Here is a 19,388-nt window from a genome sequence, read left to right as displayed (position 1 = left end):
CGGGTCGTGACGATCGAAGGGTCCCCGCGGGGACGGGTGGCGCTCGTGGTGGAGAACGACCCCAGCGACGGCCTGGCGCGCCTCGGCGGCTGGCTGACCGGCGGCGGCCTGGAGCTGACCGTCGTCCGCCCGCACGCCGGTGAGGAGCTGCCCGCCGACCTGGAGGGGTATGCCGCGCTGGTCGTGCTCGGCGGCGAGCAGGACGCGTTCCCCGGGCCGGACGGGGAGCGGGGCGCGCCGTGGTTCGCCCAGCTGGAAGGCCTGCTGCGCAAGGCGGTCCGGCACAAGGTGCCGACCCTCGCCGTCTGCCTCGGCGCGCAGCTGCTCGCGCAGGCGCACGGCGGGACCGTCGAGCGCAGCGCCGCCGGGCCCGAGATCGGGGTGCGCCTGGTGGCCCGCCGGGACGTCGCCGACAACGACCCGGTGTTCGCCGCGGTGCCGTTCGCCCCGGACGTGCTGCACTGGCACCACGACGAGATCGTCGAGCTGCCCGTCACCGCGACGCTGCTCGCCGCGTCCACCCACTACCCGGTGCAGGCGTTCCGGATCGGCCCGTCCGCGTGGGGGCTGCAGTTCCACATCGAGTGTGACCTGGAGATGTTCGCCGCCTGGGCGATGGACGGCGTCGGCACGCTGGGCGAGCTCGGCATCGACCCGATCGAGCTGCTCGAGAGCGTCGAGGAGGCGCTGCCGGACGTCGCCGAGGTGTGGCAGCCGTTCGCGGAGCGGTTCGCGGCCGTCGCGCTGGGCCGCACCCCCCGCGGCGACGGCGGCCTGCGGTCCCTGCCGCTGCTGGGGCCCGCCTGATGCCCCCCGCCGGCCACCTCGCCCGGTTCGGGTTCACCGACGACGCCCGCTCGTCCGCGCTCGCCGGCCCGGAGGGGCTGCGGCTGTGGGACGCCGAGGCGCGCCGGCCCGTCGACGACGACGCCGCGACGCTGCTCGACACGCTGTACTTCGCCGCCGACCCCGACCTGGCGCTGTTCCAGCTGCACCGGCTCGTCGAGGCGGCCGGGGACGAGGTCCGCGAGGCCGTCCTCACCGACCGGTCGCTGCGGCAGCGGCTCATCGGGGTGCTCGGCGTGTCCGCGACCCTCGGCGACCTGCTCGTCGCCAACCCCGACGAGTGGAAGGAGCTGCTCGGCGAGCAGAACAAGCGCCCCGCCGGCTTCACGACCCGCGACGTGTCGACCGTGCCGTCGTTGCGCAGCTCGTACCGGCGGGAGCTGCTGCGCATCGTCGCGGCCGACCTGACGGGTGCCGCGGACGTCGACGTCACGATGCGCCGCCTCACGGAGCTCGCCGACGCCACGCTGGCGGCCGCCCTGGCGATCGTCCAGGTCGAGCACCCCTCCTTCGCCGACGTCTGCACGGTGTCGGTCGTCGCGATGGGCAAGTGCGGCGGGCGGGAGCTCAACTACGTCAGCGACGTCGACGTCGTGTTCGTCTGCGAGCCGGTCGGCGGCGCCGACGTCGAGGTCGCGATGCGGGCCGGCAGCACCCTCGCGTCGGGGATGATGGAGATCTGCGGCTTCGTCGCCTGGCCCGTCGACGCGGCCCTGCGCCCGGAGGGCAGCCGCGGGGCGCTGGTGCGGACCGTCGCCTCGCATCTCGCGTACTACCGCAAGTGGGCGAAGACGTGGGAGTTCCAGGCGCTGCTGAAGGCCCGGCCCGCCGCCGGCGACCTCGAGCTCGGCGCCCGCTGGCTGGCGGAGCTGCAGCCGCTGATCTGGTCCGCCGCCGAGCGCCCCGAGGCCGTCGACGAGGTCCGCGCGATGCGCCGGCGCATCATCGAGCAGATCCCGCGCAGCGAGCTCGACCGCGAGATCAAGCGCGGCCCCGGCGGGCTGCGCGACATCGAGTTCGCGGTGCAGCTGCTGCAGCTCGTCCACGGCCGCGCCGACGAGTCGCTGCGGACCCCGACCACGATCGCCGGGCTGCGGGCCCTCATCGAGGGCGGCTACGTCGGCCTCGCCGACGGTGAGGCGTTGCTGCGCGCGTACCGGTTCCTGCGCACCGTCGAGCACCGCCTCCAGCTGCAGCGCCTCCGGCGCACCCACACGGTGCCCGACGACCCGGCCGCGCTGCGCTGGCTCGCGCACGCCCTCGGCTACCGTCCCAACGCCGCGCGGGACGCCGTCGAGTCCTTCCGGGCCGACTGGGTCCGGCACGCGCAGGAGGTACGGCGGCTGCACGCGAAACTGCTCTACCGCCCGCTCCTGGAGGCGGTCGCCAGGGTCCCCAGCGAGCAGCTGCGGCTCACCGCGACCGCGGCCAAGGCCCGCCTGGAACTGCTCGGCTTCGCCGACCCGGCCGGGGCGCTGCGCCACATCGAGGCCCTCACCGGCGGCGTCTCCCGCACCGCGGCGATCCAGCGGCAGCTCCTGCCGGTCCTGCTCAGCGAGTTCGCCGACGCCCCCGAGCCCGACCGCGGGCTGCTGGCCTACCGGCAGGTCTCCGACAAGCTCGGCAACACCCCGTGGTACCTGCGGCTCCTGCGCGACGAGGGCCCGGTCGCGCTGCGCCTGGCCCGGCTGCTCGCCCTGTCCCGCTACGTCACCGAGCTGCTCGTCCATGACCCGGAGGCGCTGCGACTGCTCGCCGACGACGCCGAGCTGGTCCCGCGCACCGCCGCGCAGCTCGCGACGCAGTTCGCCGCCGCCGCGGCCCGCCACGACCACCCCGAGACCGCGATCAACGCCGTCCGCGCCTCCCGCCGCCGCGAGCTCTTCCGCATCGCCTGCGCCGACCTGCTCGGCTTCCTCGACGTCTCCGCCGTCGGCGTGGCCCTGTCCGCCGTCATCGACGCGACGCTGCGCGCGACCCTCGGCGTCACGTCGGCGCCCGCCGCCGACCGCGGCCTCGAGTTCGCGATCATCGGCATGGGCCGGCTCGGCGGCGAGGAGACCAGCTACCCGTCCGACGCCGACGTCCTCTTCGTCTACGAACCCCCACCCGGCATGGCCGACGACGCGGCCAGCGGGCTCGCCCTCACCGTCGCCGAGGACCTGCGCCGCCTCCTCGCCCGCCCCGCCCCCGACCCGCCGCTCGGCGTCGACGCGGACCTGCGCCCCGAAGGCCGCCAGGGCCCGCTGGTGCGCAGCCTCTTCGCGTATCAGCAGTACTACGCCCGCTGGTCGAAGGTCTGGGAGGCGCAGGCCCTGCTCCGCGCCCGCCACGTGGCCGGCTCCGCGGGCGTCGGCGAGCGCTTCCTGGAGCTCGCCGACACGATGCGCTTCCCCGACGGCGGCCTCACCCGCGACCAGATCCACGAGATCCGCCGCCTGAAGGCCCGCGTCGACTCCGAACGCCTGCCCCGCGGCGCCGACCCCACCACCCACACGAAGCTCGGCCGCGGCGGCCTCGCCGACGTGGAGTGGACCGTCCAGCTGCTGCAGCTCCTGCACGGCCGGACCGTCCCCGCCCTGCGCACCACCCGCACCCTGGACGCCCTCGCCGCCGCCACCGACGCCGGCCTCGTCGACCCGGCGGACGCGGCCGCGCTGCGCGCCGCCTGGGAGCAGGCCTCCCACGTCCGCAACCTGCTGACCCTGGTCCGTGGCCGCGCCACCGACCAGCTGCCCCGCCAGGGCCCGGACCTGGCGGCGGTGGCGAGGATCCTGGGCGGCGTGGAGCCCCAGGAGTTCCTGGACGAGTACCTGCGCGTGGCCCGCCGGGGCCGCCAGGCCGTCGAACGCGTCTTCGCCACCTGACCGCCGAAGCGAGGACGGCGCGCCCGGGAAGCCCCGGGCGCGCCGTCGATCAGCCGTGGAGCTACATGATGCCGAGGTAGCGCTCGCGCTCGAACGGGGTGACGACGCGGCGGTACTCTTCCCACTCGGTGCGCTTGTTCTTCAGGAAGAAGTCGAAGACGTGCTCGCCGAGGACCTCGGCGACCAGCTCCGAGCCGGCCATGGCGTCGACGGCCTGGGACAGGTTCTCCGGCAGCGACTCGTAGCCGGCGGCGCGGCGCTCGCCGTCGGTGAGGGCCCACACGTCGTCCTCGGCGCCCGGGGGCAGCTCGTAGCCCTGCTCGATGCCGCGCATGCCGGCGCCGAGCATGACGGCGTAGGCGAGGTAGGGGTTCGTGGCGGAGTCCAGCGAGCGGACCTCGACGCGGGCCGAGTTGGGCTTGCCGTAGGCGGGGACGCGGACCAGGGCGGACCGGTTCGTGTGGCCCCAGCAGACGTAGGCGGGCGACTCGGTGATCCGGTTCGGCACCGACTGCGGGAAGAGCCGCTTGTAGGAGTTGACCCACTGGTTGGTGATCGCGGTGTACTCCCGCGCGTGCACCAGCAGGCCGGCGATGAACGCCTGGCCGACCTTCGACAGCTTCATCGGGTCGCTCGCGTCGTGGAACGCGTTGCGCTCGCCCTCGAACAGGGACAGGTGCGTGTGCATGCCGCTGCCGGGCTGGTCGGTGAACGGCTTCGGCATGAAGGTGGCGTGCACCCCGTGGGAGAGCGCGACCTCCTTGATGACGTGCCGGAAGGTCATGATGTTGTCGGCGGTGGTCAGCGCGTCCGCATATCGCAGGTCGATCTCCTGCTGGCCGGGCGCGACCTCGTGGTGGCTGAACTCGACCGAGATGCCGATCCGCTCCAGGGCGAGGACCGCCTGGCGGCGGAAGTCGCGGGCGACGGCGTGGGTGGTGTGGTCGAAGTAGCCGCCGGTGTCGACCGGGGTCGGCACCGAGCCGTGCTCACCCAGCGACTCCAGCAGGAAGAACTCGATCTCGGGGTGGGTGTAGAAGGTGAAGCCCTTCTCCGCCGCCCGCGATAGGGCCCGGCGCAGCACGTGGCGCGGGTCGGCCCACGACGGCGAGCCGTCGGGCAGGGTGATGTCGCAGAACATGCGGGCGCTCTCCCCCGACATGCCACCCTCGAACGGGAACACCTGGAACGTCGTCGGGTCCGGCTTCGCGACCATGTCCGACTCGTACACGCGGGCGAAGCCCTCGATCGCCGAGCCGTCGAAGCCGATGCCCTCCTCGAACGCCGACTCCAGCTCGGCCGGCGCGACCGACACGCTCTTCAGCGTGCCGAGCACGTCGGTGAACCAAAGGCGCACGAAGCGGATGTCGCGCTCTTCGAGCGTCCGGAGCACGAACTCCTGCTGACGGTCCACGGTGGTTCCCCCACGAGCTGCGGTATTCGGCTGATTCGGGCAAGTCTCGCCCGGACGTGTTACGCACAAGTTACCGGACCAGCCCATCCCACCCAGCACTGGAGTGAACGTCACAGGAGCACCCCGTGCGGCGTTGGTCCACACTTGAGGCATGCCACGGTTGCGCCTCGCGCTCGCCCAGATCGACCCGACCGTCGGGGACCTGCCCGGCAACTCGTCCCTGGTGCACGGCTGGACCAGCAAGGCGGCCGGTGCGGGCGCGCACGTCGTCGCGTTCCCGGAGATGATGCTGACCGGGTATCCGGTCGAGGACCTCGTGTTCCGCCGGTCCTTCGTCGCCGCCTCCAAGCGGGCCGTCGACGACCTCGCCGCCCAGCTCGCCGGCGACGGCCTCGGCGAGACCGTCGTCATCGTCGGCTACCTCGACGCCGACGAGGTCGGCCCGCGCAACGCGCTCGCGGTGCTGCACCGCGGCACGCAGGTCGCCACGTACTTCAAGCACCACCTGCCCAACTACGGCGTCTTCGACGAGGACCGCTACTTCGAGCCGGGCGACACCCTCACCGTCATCCGGGTCGGCGGCGTCGACATCGCCCTCACCATCTGTGAGGACCTGTGGCAGGAGGGCGGCCCGTTCGCGGTCGCCGCCGCCGCGAAGGTCGGCCTGGTCGTCAACATCAACGGCTCGCCGTACGAGCTGAACAAGGACGACACCCGCCTCGCGCTCGTCGCCCGCCGGGCCGCGGAGGCGCGGGCGACCATCGCCTACGTCAACACCGTCGGCGCGCAGGACGAGCTGGTCTTCGACGGCGACTCGATGGTCGTGCGCCCCGACGGGTCGCTGATCGCCCGGGCGCAGCAGTTCGCCGAGCAGCTCATGGTGCTCGACCTGGACCTGCCGGCCGCGGAGCCGGTCCCGCCCGTCGTCGAGGACGCCGAGATGCGGGTCGTCAACGTCCTCATCTCCGACAGCGTGGTGGCCGCCGACCAGCCGGCGCCCGCCCCGGAGATCGCCGCCCGCGTCACCGACGAGGCCGAGGTCTGGCAGGCGCTCGTCGTCGGCCTGCGGGACTACGTGCGCAAGAACGGCTTCCGCGGGGTCGCGGTCGCCCTGTCCGGCGGCATCGACTCCGCCGTCGTCACCGCCATCGCCTGCGACGCCCTCGGCCCGGCCAACGTCACCGCGGTGTCGCTGCCGAGCGGCCACTCCTCGCAGCACTCCAAGGACGACGCCGAGGACATGGCCCGCCGCACCGGCCTGGACTACCGCGTCGAGCCGATCCAGCCGATGGTCGACGGCTTCCTGGCCAACATGGCGCTGTCCGGCCTCGCCGTGGAGAACCTGCAGGCCCGCGTCCGCGGCGTCATCATGATGGCCATCTCCAACCAGGAGGGCCCCCTCGTCCTCACCACCGGCAACAAGAGTGAGCTCGCGGTCGGCTATTCCACCTTGTACGGCGACTCCGTCGGCGCGTTCAACCCGCTGAAGGACGTGCCGAAGACGCTGGTGTGGAAGCTCGCCCGCTGGCGCAACGAGGAGGCCGAGCGGCGCGGCGACGTGCCGCCGATCCCCGAGCGCTCCATCACGAAGCCGCCGAGCGCCGAGCTACGCCCCGGCCAGCTCGACAGCGACTCCCTCCCCGACTACGAGGTCCTCGACGCCATCCTCGCCGGGTACGTCGACGGCGACCTCGGCCGCGACGACCTGATCGCCGCCGGCCACGACCCCGCCGTGGTCGACCGCACCCTGCGCATGGTCGACCTCGCCGAGTACAAGCGCCGCCAGAGCGCCCCCGGCACGAAGATCTCCATCAAGGCGTTCGGCCGCGACCGCCGCCTCCCCATCACCAACCGCTTCCGCGAGACCCCTTCCTGACGCTCCCGCGGGACAGGACAGGTCAACGGTGCGGGTGGGAATTCGCGCCGGGGATCCGTCGCGCCCGCGGTGCGGCGGGTGCACAGTGAGATTCAGCATCCGTACTGCCGGAAGGTGGGGTGCGGTGCGACCATCGGGGGTGTAAGGCCCGGGGACCCCACGACGGGGCCTCGAGGAACCCGAAGGAGGACAGTGATGTCCGAGGTTCAGTCGCTGTACGGCGGTGCCGTCAACCGCCGGGTGCGCACCAGGGACCTGCTCGCCGCCAAGGAGCGCGGGGAGCGGTGGCCGATGCTGACGTCGTACGACCAGTACACGGCGGGCATCTTCGACGAGGCCGGCATCCCGGTCCTGCTGGTCGGTGACTCGGCCGCGAACAACGTGTACGGCTACGCCTCGACGGTGTCGGTCACCGAGGAAGAGCTGCTGCCCCTGGTCAGAGCCGTGGTCCGGTCCACGCGGCGGGCGCTGGTCGTCGGGGACCTGCCGTTCGGCTCCTACGAGGAAGGGCCGGCGCAGGCGCTGCGGACCGCGGTGCGGTTCATGAAGGAGGGCGGCTGTCACGCCGTCAAGCTGGAGGGCGGCGTGCGGGTCGCGCCGCAGATCACCGCGCTGACCGGGGCCGGGATCCCGGTGATGGCGCACGTCGGGTTCACGCCGCAGAGCGAGCACACCATCGGCGGCTACCGGGTGCAGGGCCGCGGGGACGCCGCCGACGAGGTGGTCGCGGACGCGCACGCGGTCGCGGAGGCCGGCGCGTTCGCGGTGGTCCTGGAGATGGTGCCGGGCGAGGTCGCCAAGCGGATCACCCACGAGCTGCGGATCCCCACGGTCGGGATCGGCGCCGGCGGCGACACCGACGCGCAGGTCCTCGTCTGGCAGGACATGGCCGGGATGCGGACCGGGCGGATGCCGCGGTTCGTCAAGCAGTACGCGGACCTGGCCGGCGTGCTCGGCGACGCGACCCGGGCGTTCGCCGACGAGGTGCGCTCCGGGGTGTTCCCGGCTCAGGAGCACACCTTCTAGCCGGCCGTCGGGGGCGCCGGTCGTACACCGGCGGAAACGGCGAAACCGCTCAGCGCTCGGGACGCGAGCCCGGCCGGCGCAGGCCCTACGACATCTGCGCCGGCTGGTCGGGCTGCCCTACAGGGAGACCTCGAGCTTCTCCAGGCCTCTGATCACGAATCCGGGCTTCCACTGCGGCTCCCGGTCCAGCCGCAGGCCGGGGGCCTTCGCCAGCAGCGCGCCGAACGACGCGGCGAGCTCGATCCGCGCGAGCGGCGCGCCGAGGCAGTAGTGGATTCCGGCGCCGAAGGAGATGTGCGGGTTGTCGCGGCGCTCGATGTCCAGGCGCTCCGGGTCGGTGAACACGGCCGGGTCGTGGTTCGCCGAGCCGAACAGCAGCGCCACCTCCTGGCCCTTGCGGATGGTGTGCCCGCGCACCTCGATGTCCTCCAGCACCCACCGCTCGAACATCTGCAGCGGCGTGTCGTAGCGCATCAGCTCTTCGATCGCCGTCGGTATCAGCGCCGGATCCGTCCGGAGTTTCCGCAGCTGATCCGGGTTGCGGAACAGGGCCCACCAGCCGTTGCCCGTCACGTTGACGGTCGCCTCGTGCCCGGCGTTGAGCAGCAGCACGCAGGTGCCGATGAGCTCGTCCTCGCTGAGGCCTTCGACCGCGGTGAGGGCGCTGATCAGGTCGTCCTGCGGGTCGCCGGCGCGGTGCCGGGCCAGGCCGCGCAGGTAGTCGGAGAACTCCTCCGCGGCGCGGACCGCCGCGGCCGCCGTCTCCCGTGGCGGATTCAGCTCGTACATCCCGCAGATCGCCGCCGACCAGGGGCGCAGCAGGTGCCGGTCCGGCTCGGGGATGCCGAGCAGCTCGGCGATGACGGTCACCGGGAGCGGCTCGGCGACCTCCGCGATCAGGTCGCCGCCGCCCTTGGCGACGAACGCGTCGACGAGGCCGTCGGCGAGCCGCTGCACCACGGGCCGCAGCGCCTCGACCCGCCGCGGCGTGAACGCCTGCGACACGAGCCGCCGCAGCCGGGTGTGGTCGGGCGGCTCGCGGTCGAGCATGCCGTTGTTGTTGAGCGTCCAGAACGGCTCGTCCTGCGGCGGCGGGGGCGTGCGCCCCATCTCCTCGTGCGTGGCCACGTGCAGGTAGGTGCGGCCGAGCCGCCGGTCCCGCAGCAGTGCGTTGACGTCCTCGTGCCGCGACACGAGGAACTGGCCGCTCGGCTCGAACCAGCTGACCGGGTCCTGTTCCCGCAGCCGCCGGTACCCGTCGTAGGGGTGCGCCACGAACGCCGGCGACCACGGGTCGAAGGTGCTCACAGGTCCGTCACCCGCACGCCGGCGTGGACCTTGTACCGCTTGTTGATCGCGATCAGGTTGGCCGTGAGCGCCTCGACCTGCCCCGCGTTGCGCAGCCGGCCCGCGAACACGCCCCGCATGCCGTCGACCTTCCCGGCGATGGCCTGCACCTGCAGCGCCGCGTCGCGGTCGTCGCCGAGGACGAGCACGTCCAGGTCGATCTTCTCGATCTCCGGGTCGGTCAGCAGCGCGGCGCTGACGTGGTGGAACGCGGCGCACACCCGCGCCTCCGGCAGCAGCGTCGCGGCCTGCTCGGCGGCGCTGCCCTCGGCCACCGGCAGCGAGAACGGCCCCTGCTTGTCGAACCCGAGCGGGTTGACGCAGTCGACCACGATCTTGCCGCCGGTCAGGTGCGGCGCCAGCTCCGCGACCGTCGCCGCGTGGCCCTCCCACGGCACCGCGATGACCACGACGTCGGCCTGGCAGGCGAAGGCGTTGTCGCCGCCCTCAGCCGGCTGCTGGACGCCCGGCAGCGCGTTGAGGTCCTCGGCGGCCTGCGCCCCGCGCTCCGTGGAACGCGACCCGAGGACGACCCGCAGGCCCGCCCTGGCGAACCGGTACGCGAGACCGCGCCCCTGCGGGCCGGTGCCACCGATGATGCCGACCCGCAACGCCGAGACGTCGGGCAGTTCGATCTGGTCGTAGGTCATGACTCAAGTCTTACCGTGCTGAAGAGCACCTTGCGGCTGGCGGGGTCCGCAGCTGTGAGGATTACCCGGATCCGCTCCCCCAGCGGCAGCCCGTCGCCCTCGCAGCGGGCCCGGACCGCCGGCTCGTCGAGGGCGATGTCCGCCCGGTGCTTCTCGACGTCCAGCACCGCCGCGTCGAACTCCTCACCGATGCGGTGCTCCAGCAGGACGGCCTCGACCAGGTCGATCGCGCCCCGCTCGGCGGCGTTGGCGACCCGGTCGGTGCGGCTCATGACCTCCGGCAGCCGCGGCAGCGCCTCCCGCGCCCACCCCGGCACCTCGGTGCCGTTGTGCAGGGCCAGGCAGACCTCGGTGACGTACCGGTCGGCGAGGCGCCGCAGCGGCGCGGTGACGTGGGCGTACGGGGCGGCGACGGCACCGTGCAGCGGCTGCTCCGGCCGCGCGCCGTCGAACGGGGTGTAGCCGGCGCCGCGCATCATCTCGGCGGCCTGGTCGATGAGCGCCGCCGCCCGCGGGTCCATCGGGTCGAGCGCCGCGATGACCTCGCCCGGGCCCTGCCCCTCGGGCCAGTCGAGCCGCAGCGCCTTCGCCGCCAGCCGCAGCCTGCGCACCGCCTCCTCCTCCGGCGGCGGCATGGTGCGCAGCAGCCCGATGCCGTGCTCGAGCATGATCTGCGCGGCGGCCATGCCCGTCAGCAGCGAGATCTGCGCGTTGTACTCCTCGACCGGCACCGGCCCGCGGATGGCGAGCCGCCAGCCGTCGCCGTCGGGCTCGATCTCCTGCTCGGGCATCGGCAGGTTGATCGCGCCCCGCTCCAGCCCCTTGCCGGTGAGCAGCCGGCCGATCTCCGGCAGGAGCCTGATCGACGCGTGGGCCTGGCCGGCGTCGACGTCGCGCTGGACCTGCTCGTAGCTGAGCTTCGCCCGGCTGCGGACCGTCGCCCGGCGCACGTCGACCGCCGTGGTGGTGCCGCTCTGGTCGATGTCGATCGTCCACAGCACGGCGGGCCGGTCCTGGTCCGGCAGCAGGCTGGCGGCGCCCTCGCTGAGCACCGCAGGGTGCAGCGGGACCTTGCCGTCCGGCAGGTACACCGTCTGCCCCCGCCGCCAGCTCTCCTGCTCGATCGCGGGCGCGTTGGCGGTGAACGCGGCGACGTCGGCGATGGCGTAATACACCCGGTAGCTCTTGTCGGGGCGCTCCTCCAGCAGCAGCGCCTGGTCGAGGTCCTTGGACGTCGGCGGGTCGATCGTCACGAACTCGAGCGCCGTGCGGTCCTCGCGGTCGTCGTGCGGGTCCTTGGCGGCGGCTTCCGCCTCCCGGTCGGCGGCGTCGGGGAAGCCGGTGGGCAGGTCGAGCTCTCGGCGCAGCCCGGAGAAGTCGATGCGGGCGGCTCGGATACGTCGTAGGGCCACCGCACAGTCTTACCACCGGCACCCCGTCACACGGCAGCGCCACGGTCCCTCGTTCCGGACCGTGGCGCTGCCTATGGTTTGTCGCTGTCCGCCGTTACGGCCGGGCGAGGCTCGCCCAGTCCTCGGGCGTCATGCTCGCTGCCTCTTCGACGTTGTTGCCGTTCTCGCGGCCGGGGATCGCCTCGGTGGCGGCACCACCGGCGGGCGCCACGGGGGCACCCTCGACGTCACCGACGCTGCCCGCGTCGAGCCCACCCTCGGACACGACGGCCGGCGGGGTCGCCGCCTCCGCGGGGGCCGGCGCGCTGGCGGCCGGAGCCGGCGTGTCGGAAGCCTCCGGGGCCGCCTTCTTCGCCGCCGTGGACTTGGCCGCCTTGCTGGGCGCGGCCTTGGCGGCCTTGCTCGGCGTGGCCTTGCTGGCCGTGGTCTTGCTCGGCGTGGCCTTGGTGGCCTTGGTGGCCCTGGCCGCCTTCGCGGGGGCCGTCTTGGCCGCGGCCGGCGCCGCCGCCGACTCGGTCGCCGCCGGGGTCGCCTCGGTCGCCGTCGCCTCGGCCGGGGCTGCTGCCTCGGTCGCCGCCGGGGTCGCCTCGGTCGCTGCCGGCGCGGTCTCGGTCGCCGCCGGCGCGGTCTCGGTCGCCGCCGGCGCGGGCTCGGCCGGGGCCGGGGTGGCCTTGGCCGCGGCCGACTTCGCCGCCCTGGCCGGGGCGGCCTTGGCGGTCTTCGCCGGGGCTGCCTTGGCCGCCTTCGCCGTCTTGGCCGGGGCCGCCTTCGCCGTGGCCTTGCTCGGCGCCGCCTTGGCAGCGGTCGACTTCGCGGTGGCCTTGGCCGCGGGGGCCGTGGCGGTGGCGGGCGTCGCCGTCTCCGCGGCGGCCGCCGTGCCCGTGGCCGCGGCCGCCTTCGCCGGGGTCGCCTTGGTGCCGGTCGCCTTGGCGGCCGTCGACTTCGCAGCCGTCGACTTCGCGGCGGTCGACTTGGCGGCCTTTGCCGGGGCGGTCTTCGTGGCCGGGGTCGCCTTGGCGGTGGTCGCCTTGGCAGCCGTCGACTTGGCAGTGGTCGCCTTGGCAGCAGCCTTCGCCGGGGCCGCCGCCGTCTTGGCCGGAGCCGCCTTCGCCGTGGTCTTGCTCGGGGCCGCCTTGGCAGCGGTCGCCTTCGCAGCCGTCGACTTGGCGGTGGTGGCCTTGCTCGCGGTCGCCTTCGTGGCTGCCGCGGGCGCCGCCTTGGCCGTGGCGGCCTTCGCCGGGGCCGCCTTCGCCGTCGTGGCCTTCGCCGTCTTCGCCGGGGCTGCCTTCGCCGCCGTGGACTTGGCAGCCGTGGCCTTTGCCGTCCTGGCCGGGGCCGCCTTGGCCGTGGCCTTGCTCGGCGCCGCCTTGGCCGCCGTCGACTTCGCGGCGGTCGTCTTGGCAGCGGTCGCCTTCGCGGCGGTGGCCTTGCTCGCCGTGGCCTTCGTGGCCGCCGGCGTCGCCTTGGCCGCACCCGCCTTCGCCGGAGCCGCCTTCGCCGTGGACTTCGCCGCGGTGGCCTTGGCAGCGGTCGCCTTGGCCGCCGACTTGGCCGGAGCCTTCGCCGGAGCCGCCTTGGCGGTCGTCGCCTTCGCGGTGGTGGCCTTGGCGGTGGTGGCCTTGGCGGTCTTCGCGGGGGCCGCCTTCGCCGCCGTGGTCTTCGCAGCGGTCGCCTTGGCCGCCGCCTTGGCCGGAGCCGCCTTCGCGGTCGTCGCCTTGGCGGTCGTGGCCTTCGCGGCCTTCGCGGGGGCCGCCTTCGCCGTGGCCTTGGCGGCCGTCGACTTCGCGGCGGTCGTCTTGGCAGCGGTCGCCTTCGCGGTGGTGGCCTTGCTCGCCGTGGCCTTCGTGGCCGCGGGCGTCGCCTTGGCCGCGCCCGCCTTCGCCGGAGCCGCCTTCGCCGTGCTCTTCGCCGCGGTGGCCTTGGCCGCCGTGGACTTGGCAGCGGTCGCCTTGGCCGCCGCCTTGGCCGGAGCCGCCTTCGCGGTCGTCGCCTTCGCGGTCTTCGCGGGGGCCGCCTTCGTCGCCGCGGACTTCACGGCTGCCTTGGCGGGGGCGGGGGCCGACTTGGCCGCAGCGGCGGTCTTCGCCGGAGCCGCCTTCGCCGTGGACTTCGCTGCCGTGGACTTGGCCGGGGTCGCCTTCGCCGTCGTCGCCTTCGCCGCTGCCGTCTTGGCAGTGGTGGCCTTCGCCGCCGGAGTCGCCTTGGCCGTCGTCGCCTTCGCCGCCGTGGACTTCGCGGCCGGGGTCGCCTTGGCCGTGGTGGCCTTGGCCGCCGTCGACTTCGCTGCCGGGGTCGCCTTCGCCGTCGTCGCCTTGGCCGCCGTCGACTTCGCTGCCGGGGTCGCCTTCGCCGTGGCCGCCTTCGCCGCCGTCGACTTGGCGGCGGGGGTGGCCTTCGCGGTGGTGGCCTTCGCGGCCGGGGTGGCCTTCGCCGTCGTGGCCTTGGCGGCCGTGGACTTCGCGGCGGGGGTCGCGGACTTGGCCGCGGTCGCCTTCGCGGCGGGGGTCGCCGACCTCGTCGTGGCCCGGCCGGTCGTGGGCTTGGCCGCCGGAGCCTTCGCCGCGGTGGCGCCCGTCGTCTTGGCCGCCGGGGTCTTCGCGGTCGTGGTGCCCGCGGCCTTCGCAGCGGGGGTCTTCGCCGCGGAAGCGCCCGCCGACTTCGCCGCCGGAGCCTTCGCCGCGGTGGCGCCCGTTGCCTTGGCCGCCGGGGTGGCCGACTTCGCCGCCGCCGACCTCGCCGCCGGGGTCTTCGCCGCGGAGGCGCCCGTCGACTTGGCCGCCGGGGTGGCCGACTTCGCCGACTTGGTGGACGGGGACTTCGCGGCAGTGGCCGTGGTGGCGGTGCCGGTGGCGGTAGCCTTGGAAGCGGCCGGGGTCGTCTTCGTCGCGGTGGCCCGCTCGGCGGCGGGGCGCGCCGCCCTCGTGGACCTCGGCGACGACGAAGACGGGGACGCGGCGGCGGGAGCCGCCGTCGTGGAAGCCTCGGACGTGGCTGCCTGGGTGGTGGCGGTGGGCTGGGCCACCGCCGAGCTGGTCGCGCGCCGGCGGGGAGCGGCGGCGGCGACGGTCTTCGCGGCCCTGGCGGGGGTCGCGGTCAGTGCAGCGTCCGCTGCGGGAGTCGTCGTGGCCGCGCTCGTTGCGGCCGATCTCGTGGTGGCCTTCTTAGCTGCGGCCATCGTGGTCCTCCTGGAGGAGTTCTCCCGCATCCTGCGGGATGTTCGCGGTTGGGTTGTGCGGATGGAGACGGGTCGGACCGGAGTCGTGTGCCGGGGCGGTTCGCGGTCGCCTTCGGCTCCGACGTGTTGCTAGCGCTTGCCTTCCCACCGTTCGTCTTCGGCGTCCCACGCCTCGTTGCGTTGCTGGACTGTTTCCAGCGCCCGCTGCGCTTCTGACGCCGAATCATAGGGGCCGAGTCGATCCCTTCCGGCGCACATGTCTGCCTCGGACTCGACCCGATGGTGGGAAAGGCACCAGTAGTACCGCTCAGCACCGCTGCTGCTCATGACATCACTGTGCACCGCAAATGAAACACGCGCCACCGAAACCGGCAAATAGCTGGTTGGGATTCCACAGTAGACGCAACCGCCCGACTCCGGGAGCGGATGCCCGCAGAAGGTCCGGAAGTCGTCGCGAACCACCCATCGGGTCGCCGGAAATCCTTGTGCGTCAACGATTCCGTGAATGGGACGGCGGCGGCGGACGGCCTGCGGCAGGCACCGATGAGCACGGATGCCTGTGGTCACGATCACCCGAGGGTGAGCCGTTCGGTGGAGCGAGATTCGAGTCGGTCGGGCGATCCTCCCACCATCGTTAGGAGGCGAACAGTCCACGGTGGACGCGGGGCTGCGGGGCCCCGATACTCGGTGCCGTGAACCTGAACGCAGCGGTCCTCGCGATCGGCGGCTCGGCCGCCCCGGGCGACGTCGTGAAGTCCCTGACGGGCGGGCGTCCCGCACTCGCCGCCGACGGGCACGCCCTCGTGCTCTACGACGACGCCGCGGCAGCTGTACGGGACGTCGCCGGCTACCTGCGGCCGCGCGCCTTGACGATGGTCCGGTTCGGCCTGCACGTCGGCGGAACACCGCAGGGCGAAGAGCGACTGACCGGGCCCGTGGTGGCCGGCGCGACCCGCCTCGCCGACCTCGCCGGGCCCGGGCGGCTGCGCGTCTCCGCCGACGCCGCCGGAATGCTCGGCGACGCGGTGCCGCTGGACCCGGCCGGCGACGGCTCGTACGAGATGCGCAAACGCTAGCGGGGTGGGGTTGCCCCGCGGGGCGGCGGCGGGCTGCGGGACAATTGAGGGGTGAGCCTCCATGCCGATGACCTGCCGGACGTCCTTGCCATCACGCCGCTGACCGCGCCGCCCGACGTGTCGCTGCGGCCGCCGGGCTCCAAGAGCATCACCAACCGGGCGCTGATCTGCGCGGCGCTCGCGCCGGGGCGCAGCACGCTGACGGGGGTGCTGTTCGCCGACGACACGCACGCGATGCTCGGCGCCGTGCGGGCGCTCGGGGCGACGCTGACCATCGACGAGGCCGCGCACACCGTCGTCGTCGACGGCGTCGACCCGCGCACGCAGACCACGCCGGCGAGCATCGACGCCCGCCAGTCGGGCACCACCGGCAGGTTCGTGGTGCCGGCGGCGGCGCTGCGCCCGGCGCGCAGCGTCGTGGACGGCGCGCCGCAGCTGCGGGCGCGGCCGTTCGGGCCGCTGACCGACGCGCTGCGCGAGCTCGGCGCGACGGTGGAGGACCTGTCCGAGGCCGGGCCCGGGCTCCTGCCGATCGCGGTGACCGGGCCGGTCGCCGGCGGGAAGGTCGCGGTGCCGGGCCACCTGTCGAGCCAGTTCCTGTCCGGGCTGCTGATGGCCGGGCCGCTGATGTCCGACGGCCTGTCGGTGGAGCTCACCTCGCCGCTGGTCTCCGTGCCCTACGTCGAGGCGACCACCGCCGTCATGGCCGCGTTCGGGGTCACCGTCGACGGCCTGCACGTGCGCCCGGGCGCGTACCGGGCGACGGACTACGCGATCGAGCCCGACGCGAGCGCCGCGTCGTACGTGCTCGCCGCCGCCGCGATCACCGGCGGCCGGGTCACCGTCGAGGGGCTCGGCACCAGCAGCCTGCAGGGCGACGTGCGCTTCGCGGACCTGCTGGAGCAGATGGGCGCGCGGGTCGAGCGGACCGCCGACCGGGTCACCGTCACGGGCACCGGCACGCTGCACGGCATCGACGTCGACATGGCCGACATCTCCGACACCGCGCAGACCCTGGCGGCGGTCGCGGTGTTCGCCGACTCCCCCACGCGCGTGCGCGGCATCGGCTTCATCCGCAAGAAGGAGACCGACCGGATCGCCGCGATCGTCACCGAGCTGCGCCGCGCCGGCATCGACGCGGTCGAGGACGAGGACGGCTTCACGGTCAACCCGGGGACGCCCGCGCCGACGGCCTTCCACACGTACGACGACCACCGGATGGCGATGAGCCTGGCGCTGCTCGGCCTGCGCGTGCCCGGCATCGAGATCCGCGACCCGCGCTGCGTGTCGAAGACGTACCCGACGTACTTCATCGACCTGGCGCGCCTGTGAGCGACCTCCTCCTCGCCCGGCGGGCCGCGCTCGCCGGGGCCGAGGTCGGCATGCGCTACTTCGCCGCCCTCGCCGGGCTGCCGAAGGAGATCAAGGCCGACGGCAGCGTCGTCACGGAGGCCGACCGCGCCGTCGAGGCCGCGATCCGGGCCGTGCTGGCCGAGGAGCGCCCCGGCGACGCGATCCTCGGCGAGGAAGGCGGGCTCACCGGCACCGGCGGCCGCCGCTGGATCATCGACCCGATCGACGGCACCGCGATGTTCGTCGCCGGCGACGACCGCTGGCTCGTGCTCGTCGCTCTGGAGGAGGACGGCGAGATCGTCGCGGGTGTCGCCGCTGTACCGGCGCAGGGCACCATCTGGTGGGCCTCGCGAGGCGGCGGCTCGTTCCAGGGCGGCATCGGCGGCGACGACGCCCGGCGGCTGCGGGTGGCCGCCGAGGGCGCCGAGACGCCCGAGGGCGCGACGCTCGGCGTCATCCCCGACGACTACGTCCTACGGCCCGAGCGGGCGATGCTGGAGCCGCTGACCGCCGTGGCGCGCAAGGAGCCGTGGCCGGTGCACGCGGCGCTGCTCGTCGCCGACGGGCGGCTCGACCTGTGCGTGCAGACCCGCGGGCAGATCTGGGACTTCGCGGCGACGTCGCTGATCGTGCGGGAGGCCGGCGGGCGGTACAGCGGCCTGCACGGCCGGCCGGAACCCGGTCCCGGGCCGTCGGTTTTCGCACGGAGCGCCACTTTGCACGCCGCAACCCTGAAGCTTTTCGACGGGCCTTGACACTCATCGATGCATTCGTCCAGCATGTCCGGCGGGGTCGTACTACATCACGCTTGGAGTCGCTGTGCGCCGTGCCCGGGGGTTGCTGTCCGCTGTCGTCATCCTGCTCGCGTTGCTGGTCCCGGCGTCCGCGTACGCCGCGCCCAGCCCTGGCGCCTCGCCCGCGGCCGCCGAGGACGATCCCGCCACGAAGGGGTTGACGCGCACGTCGCTGGACCTCGGCGGCGGTGAGGCGCAGGCGAACGCCCTCGGACCGGTCGGCATCCCGGGCGCCTCGATCTGCCAGCGGTTCTACATCTACAGCTACCGCGCGGCGCGCTACGTCTCGGAGGAGCAGGGGTACACCGGCAGCAGCCACAACATGCTGCGGGCCCGCTCCTCGGCCGGCGCGCTGGGCACGTGGGAGCACTTCCGCCTCTGCGCCTACAACGGCCGGACCGACACCATCTACATCCAGGCCAGCTCCGGCTACCTCGTGACCGCCGAATACGGGTACAGCGGCAACCTCCGCGGCATGATGCGCGGGCGGGGCGAGTGGCCGGGCGTCTGGGAGGTCTTCGAGGTCTGGTCCGACGCCGGCGTCTACTACCTGCGCAACCAGTCCACGAAGGGCTGGGTCAGCGTCCGCGTCGACATGACCGGCGGCTCCGCCAACATGTTGCGCGCCAACGGCGCGAGCGCGGGCCCGTGGGAGATGCTGGCCCTCACCTCGGTGGCGTGAGCTCCGGCAGGTCCCGGCCGGCCAGCTCGTTGGCCTCCCGCCAGGCCTGGATCCACAGCGGCGTCATCCGGAAGTACACGTAGCCCTTCCCCGGCCGGAACCCCGTCTTCTCGGCGAACGCGTCCTTCGTGCCGTCCGTCAGGTCGCCGGCCGGCACGGTCTGCACGGCGCACTCGATGAGCACCACGTCCCGCGTCGGCCCTACACCGACGCGGGCCCGGCCGTTGGCCGCCAGGTTGCGCGCCGTCGGGTTGTTGACGGCCGTCGAGAACAGCAGGGTCGCCCCGTCCCACAGGAACGACAGCGGCACCATGCACGGCTCCCCGTCCGCCGACGCCGTCGCCACCCACGCGTCGACGTCCTCCTCCAGCCGTCGTACCGTGTCCGCCACGCGCTGCTCGGTGCTCCGCGCCGCCTGTGCTGTCATCGCCACCCCCCCTGGTCCCGGTCCCCTCAGTATCCCGGGGCGCCTCAGCGCATCTGCCACAGCACCCGCACGTCGTGCAGCCCCTCCGGCGGGACGACGACCCCGACCGGCAGTTCTTCGAACCCAGCACGTGTTTCGTCGGCCATCCGAAGCTCTTCCTGACCGGGCCGGTCGGCGTCGTCCTCATCGCTGTGGCCGCCATCCGAGCCGTCAGCTGAAGGCCCCTCCGGCACAACCGCCACGGCGGCGGCCACGCCGACGATGAGACCGGACGCGGAGTGGAGCAACGAACGCGACCGGACGGGCCGGCGGCGACGGCGCACGGGACGCGCAGGTCCTGCCGCGCGCTCAGCGCGCCGGCAGTGGGGGGGGGCGGGGGCGGCCGGGGGGGGGGGGGGGGGCCCCCGCCGGGGGCCCGCCGCGGCGCGGGGGGGGGGGTGTCT

The 19,388-nt window shown here is 73.9% G+C and carries 17 protein-coding genes; 9 read left to right on the top strand and 8 right to left on the bottom strand.

Annotated elements, in window-relative coordinates:
• Positions 1–12: 12 nt before the first annotated feature.
• Together AB0I21_RS40760 and AB0I21_RS40755 are read left to right on the top strand one after the other, a co-directional pair.
• Complete coding sequence (locus tag AB0I21_RS40760; protein WP_360569071.1) at positions 13–807, top strand: type 1 glutamine amidotransferase; 795 nt, start codon at positions 13–15, stop codon at positions 805–807.
• On the top strand, positions 807–3,713 hold the full coding sequence (locus AB0I21_RS40755; protein WP_360569038.1) for a bifunctional [glutamine synthetase] adenylyltransferase/[glutamine synthetase]-adenylyl-L-tyrosine phosphorylase: 2,907 nt from the start codon (positions 807–809) through the stop codon (positions 3,711–3,713). The genes AB0I21_RS40760 and AB0I21_RS40755 overlap by 1 nt, the downstream gene beginning before the upstream one ends.
• A gap of 61 nt (positions 3,714–3,774) precedes the next feature.
• On the opposite strand, the gene glnA is transcribed toward AB0I21_RS40755, so the two are convergent.
• Positions 3,775–5,127: a type I glutamate--ammonia ligase gene (glnA, locus tag AB0I21_RS40750; protein WP_360569037.1), complete on the bottom strand. Its 1,353-nt coding sequence runs from the start codon at positions 5,125–5,127 to the stop codon at positions 3,775–3,777.
• A gap of 151 nt (positions 5,128–5,278) precedes the next feature.
• Here glnA and AB0I21_RS40745 point away from each other — a divergent pair, with 151 nt between their 5' ends.
• Positions 5,279–7,003, top strand: coding sequence for an NAD+ synthase (locus tag AB0I21_RS40745; protein ID WP_360569036.1), 1,725 nt, complete (start codon positions 5,279–5,281; stop codon positions 7,001–7,003).
• A gap of 195 nt (positions 7,004–7,198) precedes the next feature.
• Positions 7,199–8,029: a 3-methyl-2-oxobutanoate hydroxymethyltransferase gene (gene panB, locus AB0I21_RS40740; RefSeq protein WP_360569035.1), complete on the top strand. Its 831-nt coding sequence runs from the start codon at positions 7,199–7,201 to the stop codon at positions 8,027–8,029.
• A gap of 117 nt (positions 8,030–8,146) precedes the next feature.
• Here panB and AB0I21_RS40735 read toward each other — a convergent pair whose 3' ends face one another.
• The 4 genes from AB0I21_RS40735 to AB0I21_RS40720 form a co-directional block, all read right to left on the bottom strand.
• The gene (locus tag AB0I21_RS40735) at positions 8,147–9,337 is read right to left on the bottom strand and encodes a cytochrome P450 (protein ID WP_360569034.1); all 1,191 of its coding nucleotides are present in this window, start codon (positions 9,335–9,337) and stop codon (positions 8,147–8,149) included.
• The gene (npdG, locus tag AB0I21_RS40730; RefSeq protein ID WP_354891426.1) at positions 9,334–10,026 is read right to left on the bottom strand and encodes an NADPH-dependent F420 reductase; all 693 of its coding nucleotides are present in this window, start codon (positions 10,024–10,026) and stop codon (positions 9,334–9,336) included. The genes AB0I21_RS40735 and npdG overlap by 4 nt, the downstream gene beginning before the upstream one ends.
• Positions 10,023–11,438, bottom strand: a complete 1,416-nt coding sequence (locus tag AB0I21_RS40725; protein WP_360569033.1) for an RNB domain-containing ribonuclease — start codon at positions 11,436–11,438, stop codon at positions 10,023–10,025. The genes npdG and AB0I21_RS40725 overlap by 4 nt, the downstream gene beginning before the upstream one ends.
• Before the next feature lie 94 nt (positions 11,439–11,532).
• The gene (locus AB0I21_RS40720; protein ID WP_360569032.1) at positions 11,533–11,703 is read right to left on the bottom strand and encodes a hypothetical protein; all 171 of its coding nucleotides are present in this window, start codon (positions 11,701–11,703) and stop codon (positions 11,533–11,535) included.
• 58 nt (positions 11,704–11,761) lie between these two features.
• On the opposite strand from AB0I21_RS40720, the gene AB0I21_RS40715 reads away from it, so the two are divergent.
• Positions 11,762–14,746: a hypothetical protein gene (locus AB0I21_RS40715; protein WP_360569031.1), complete on the top strand. Its 2,985-nt coding sequence runs from the start codon at positions 11,762–11,764 to the stop codon at positions 14,744–14,746.
• Here AB0I21_RS40715 and AB0I21_RS40710 read toward each other — a convergent pair.
• Entirely contained in the window at positions 14,743–15,180 is a 438-nt protein-coding gene (locus AB0I21_RS40710; protein ID WP_360569030.1) for a hypothetical protein, read from the bottom strand. The two genes, AB0I21_RS40715 and AB0I21_RS40710, sit on opposite strands and share 4 nt — an antisense overlap.
• A gap of 125 nt (positions 15,181–15,305) precedes the next feature.
• On the opposite strand from AB0I21_RS40710, the gene AB0I21_RS40705 reads away from it, so the two are divergent.
• The 4 genes from AB0I21_RS40705 to AB0I21_RS40690 all read left to right on the top strand — a co-directional run bounded on the left by AB0I21_RS40705 (position 15,306) and on the right by AB0I21_RS40690 (position 18,518).
• Positions 15,306–15,689 (top strand): hypothetical protein, encoded by a 384-nt coding sequence (locus tag AB0I21_RS40705; RefSeq protein WP_360569029.1) that lies wholly within the window; start codon positions 15,306–15,308, stop codon positions 15,687–15,689.
• Between the two features lie 51 nt (positions 15,690–15,740).
• Entirely contained in the window at positions 15,741–17,021 is a 1,281-nt protein-coding gene (gene aroA, locus AB0I21_RS40700; protein WP_360569028.1) for a 3-phosphoshikimate 1-carboxyvinyltransferase, read from the top strand.
• Positions 17,018–17,797, top strand: a complete 780-nt coding sequence (locus AB0I21_RS40695; RefSeq protein WP_360569027.1) for an inositol monophosphatase family protein — start codon at positions 17,018–17,020, stop codon at positions 17,795–17,797. The genes aroA and AB0I21_RS40695 overlap by 4 nt, the downstream gene beginning before the upstream one ends.
• Before the next feature lie 64 nt (positions 17,798–17,861).
• Positions 17,862–18,518 carry a hypothetical protein gene (locus tag AB0I21_RS40690; RefSeq protein WP_360569026.1) on the top strand — a complete coding sequence of 219 codons (657 nt, stop codon included), beginning with the start codon at positions 17,862–17,864 and terminating at the stop codon, positions 18,516–18,518.
• On the opposite strand, the gene AB0I21_RS40685 is transcribed toward AB0I21_RS40690, so the two are convergent.
• Positions 18,502–18,945 carry a pyridoxamine 5'-phosphate oxidase family protein gene (locus AB0I21_RS40685; protein WP_344506209.1) on the bottom strand — a complete coding sequence of 148 codons (444 nt, stop codon included), beginning with the start codon at positions 18,943–18,945 and terminating at the stop codon, positions 18,502–18,504. The genes AB0I21_RS40690 and AB0I21_RS40685 overlap by 17 nt on opposite strands.
• A gap of 44 nt (positions 18,946–18,989) precedes the next feature.
• Positions 18,990–19,199: a hypothetical protein gene (locus AB0I21_RS40680; protein WP_360569025.1), complete on the bottom strand. Its 210-nt coding sequence runs from the start codon at positions 19,197–19,199 to the stop codon at positions 18,990–18,992.
• Between the last annotated feature and the right edge of the window lie 189 nt (positions 19,200–19,388).

The sequence above is a fragment of the Dactylosporangium sp. NPDC050588 genome (genome assembly GCF_040654975.1).
GTDB lineage: Bacteria > Actinomycetota > Actinomycetes > Mycobacteriales > Micromonosporaceae > Dactylosporangium > Dactylosporangium maewongense.
This window is presented reverse-complemented; position numbering and strand designations above follow the sequence as displayed.

Excerpts from the sequence above, each read along its gene's own strand:
- AB0I21_RS40755 (WP_360569038.1), top strand. The coding sequence starts at position 807 with ATGCCCCCCGCCGGCCACCTCGCCCGGTTCGGGTTCACCGACGACGCC.
- AB0I21_RS40745 (WP_360569036.1), top strand. The coding sequence starts at position 5,279 with ATGCCACGGTTGCGCCTCGCGCTCGCCCAGATCGACCCGACCGTCGGG.
- panB (WP_360569035.1), top strand. The coding sequence starts at position 7,199 with ATGTCCGAGGTTCAGTCGCTGTACGGCGGTGCCGTCAACCGCCGGGTG.
- npdG (WP_354891426.1), bottom strand. The coding sequence starts at position 10,026 with ATGACCTACGACCAGATCGAACTGCCCGACGTCTCGGCGTTGCGGGTC.
- AB0I21_RS40685 (WP_344506209.1), bottom strand. The coding sequence starts at position 18,945 with ATGACAGCACAGGCGGCGCGGAGCACCGAGCAGCGCGTGGCGGACACG.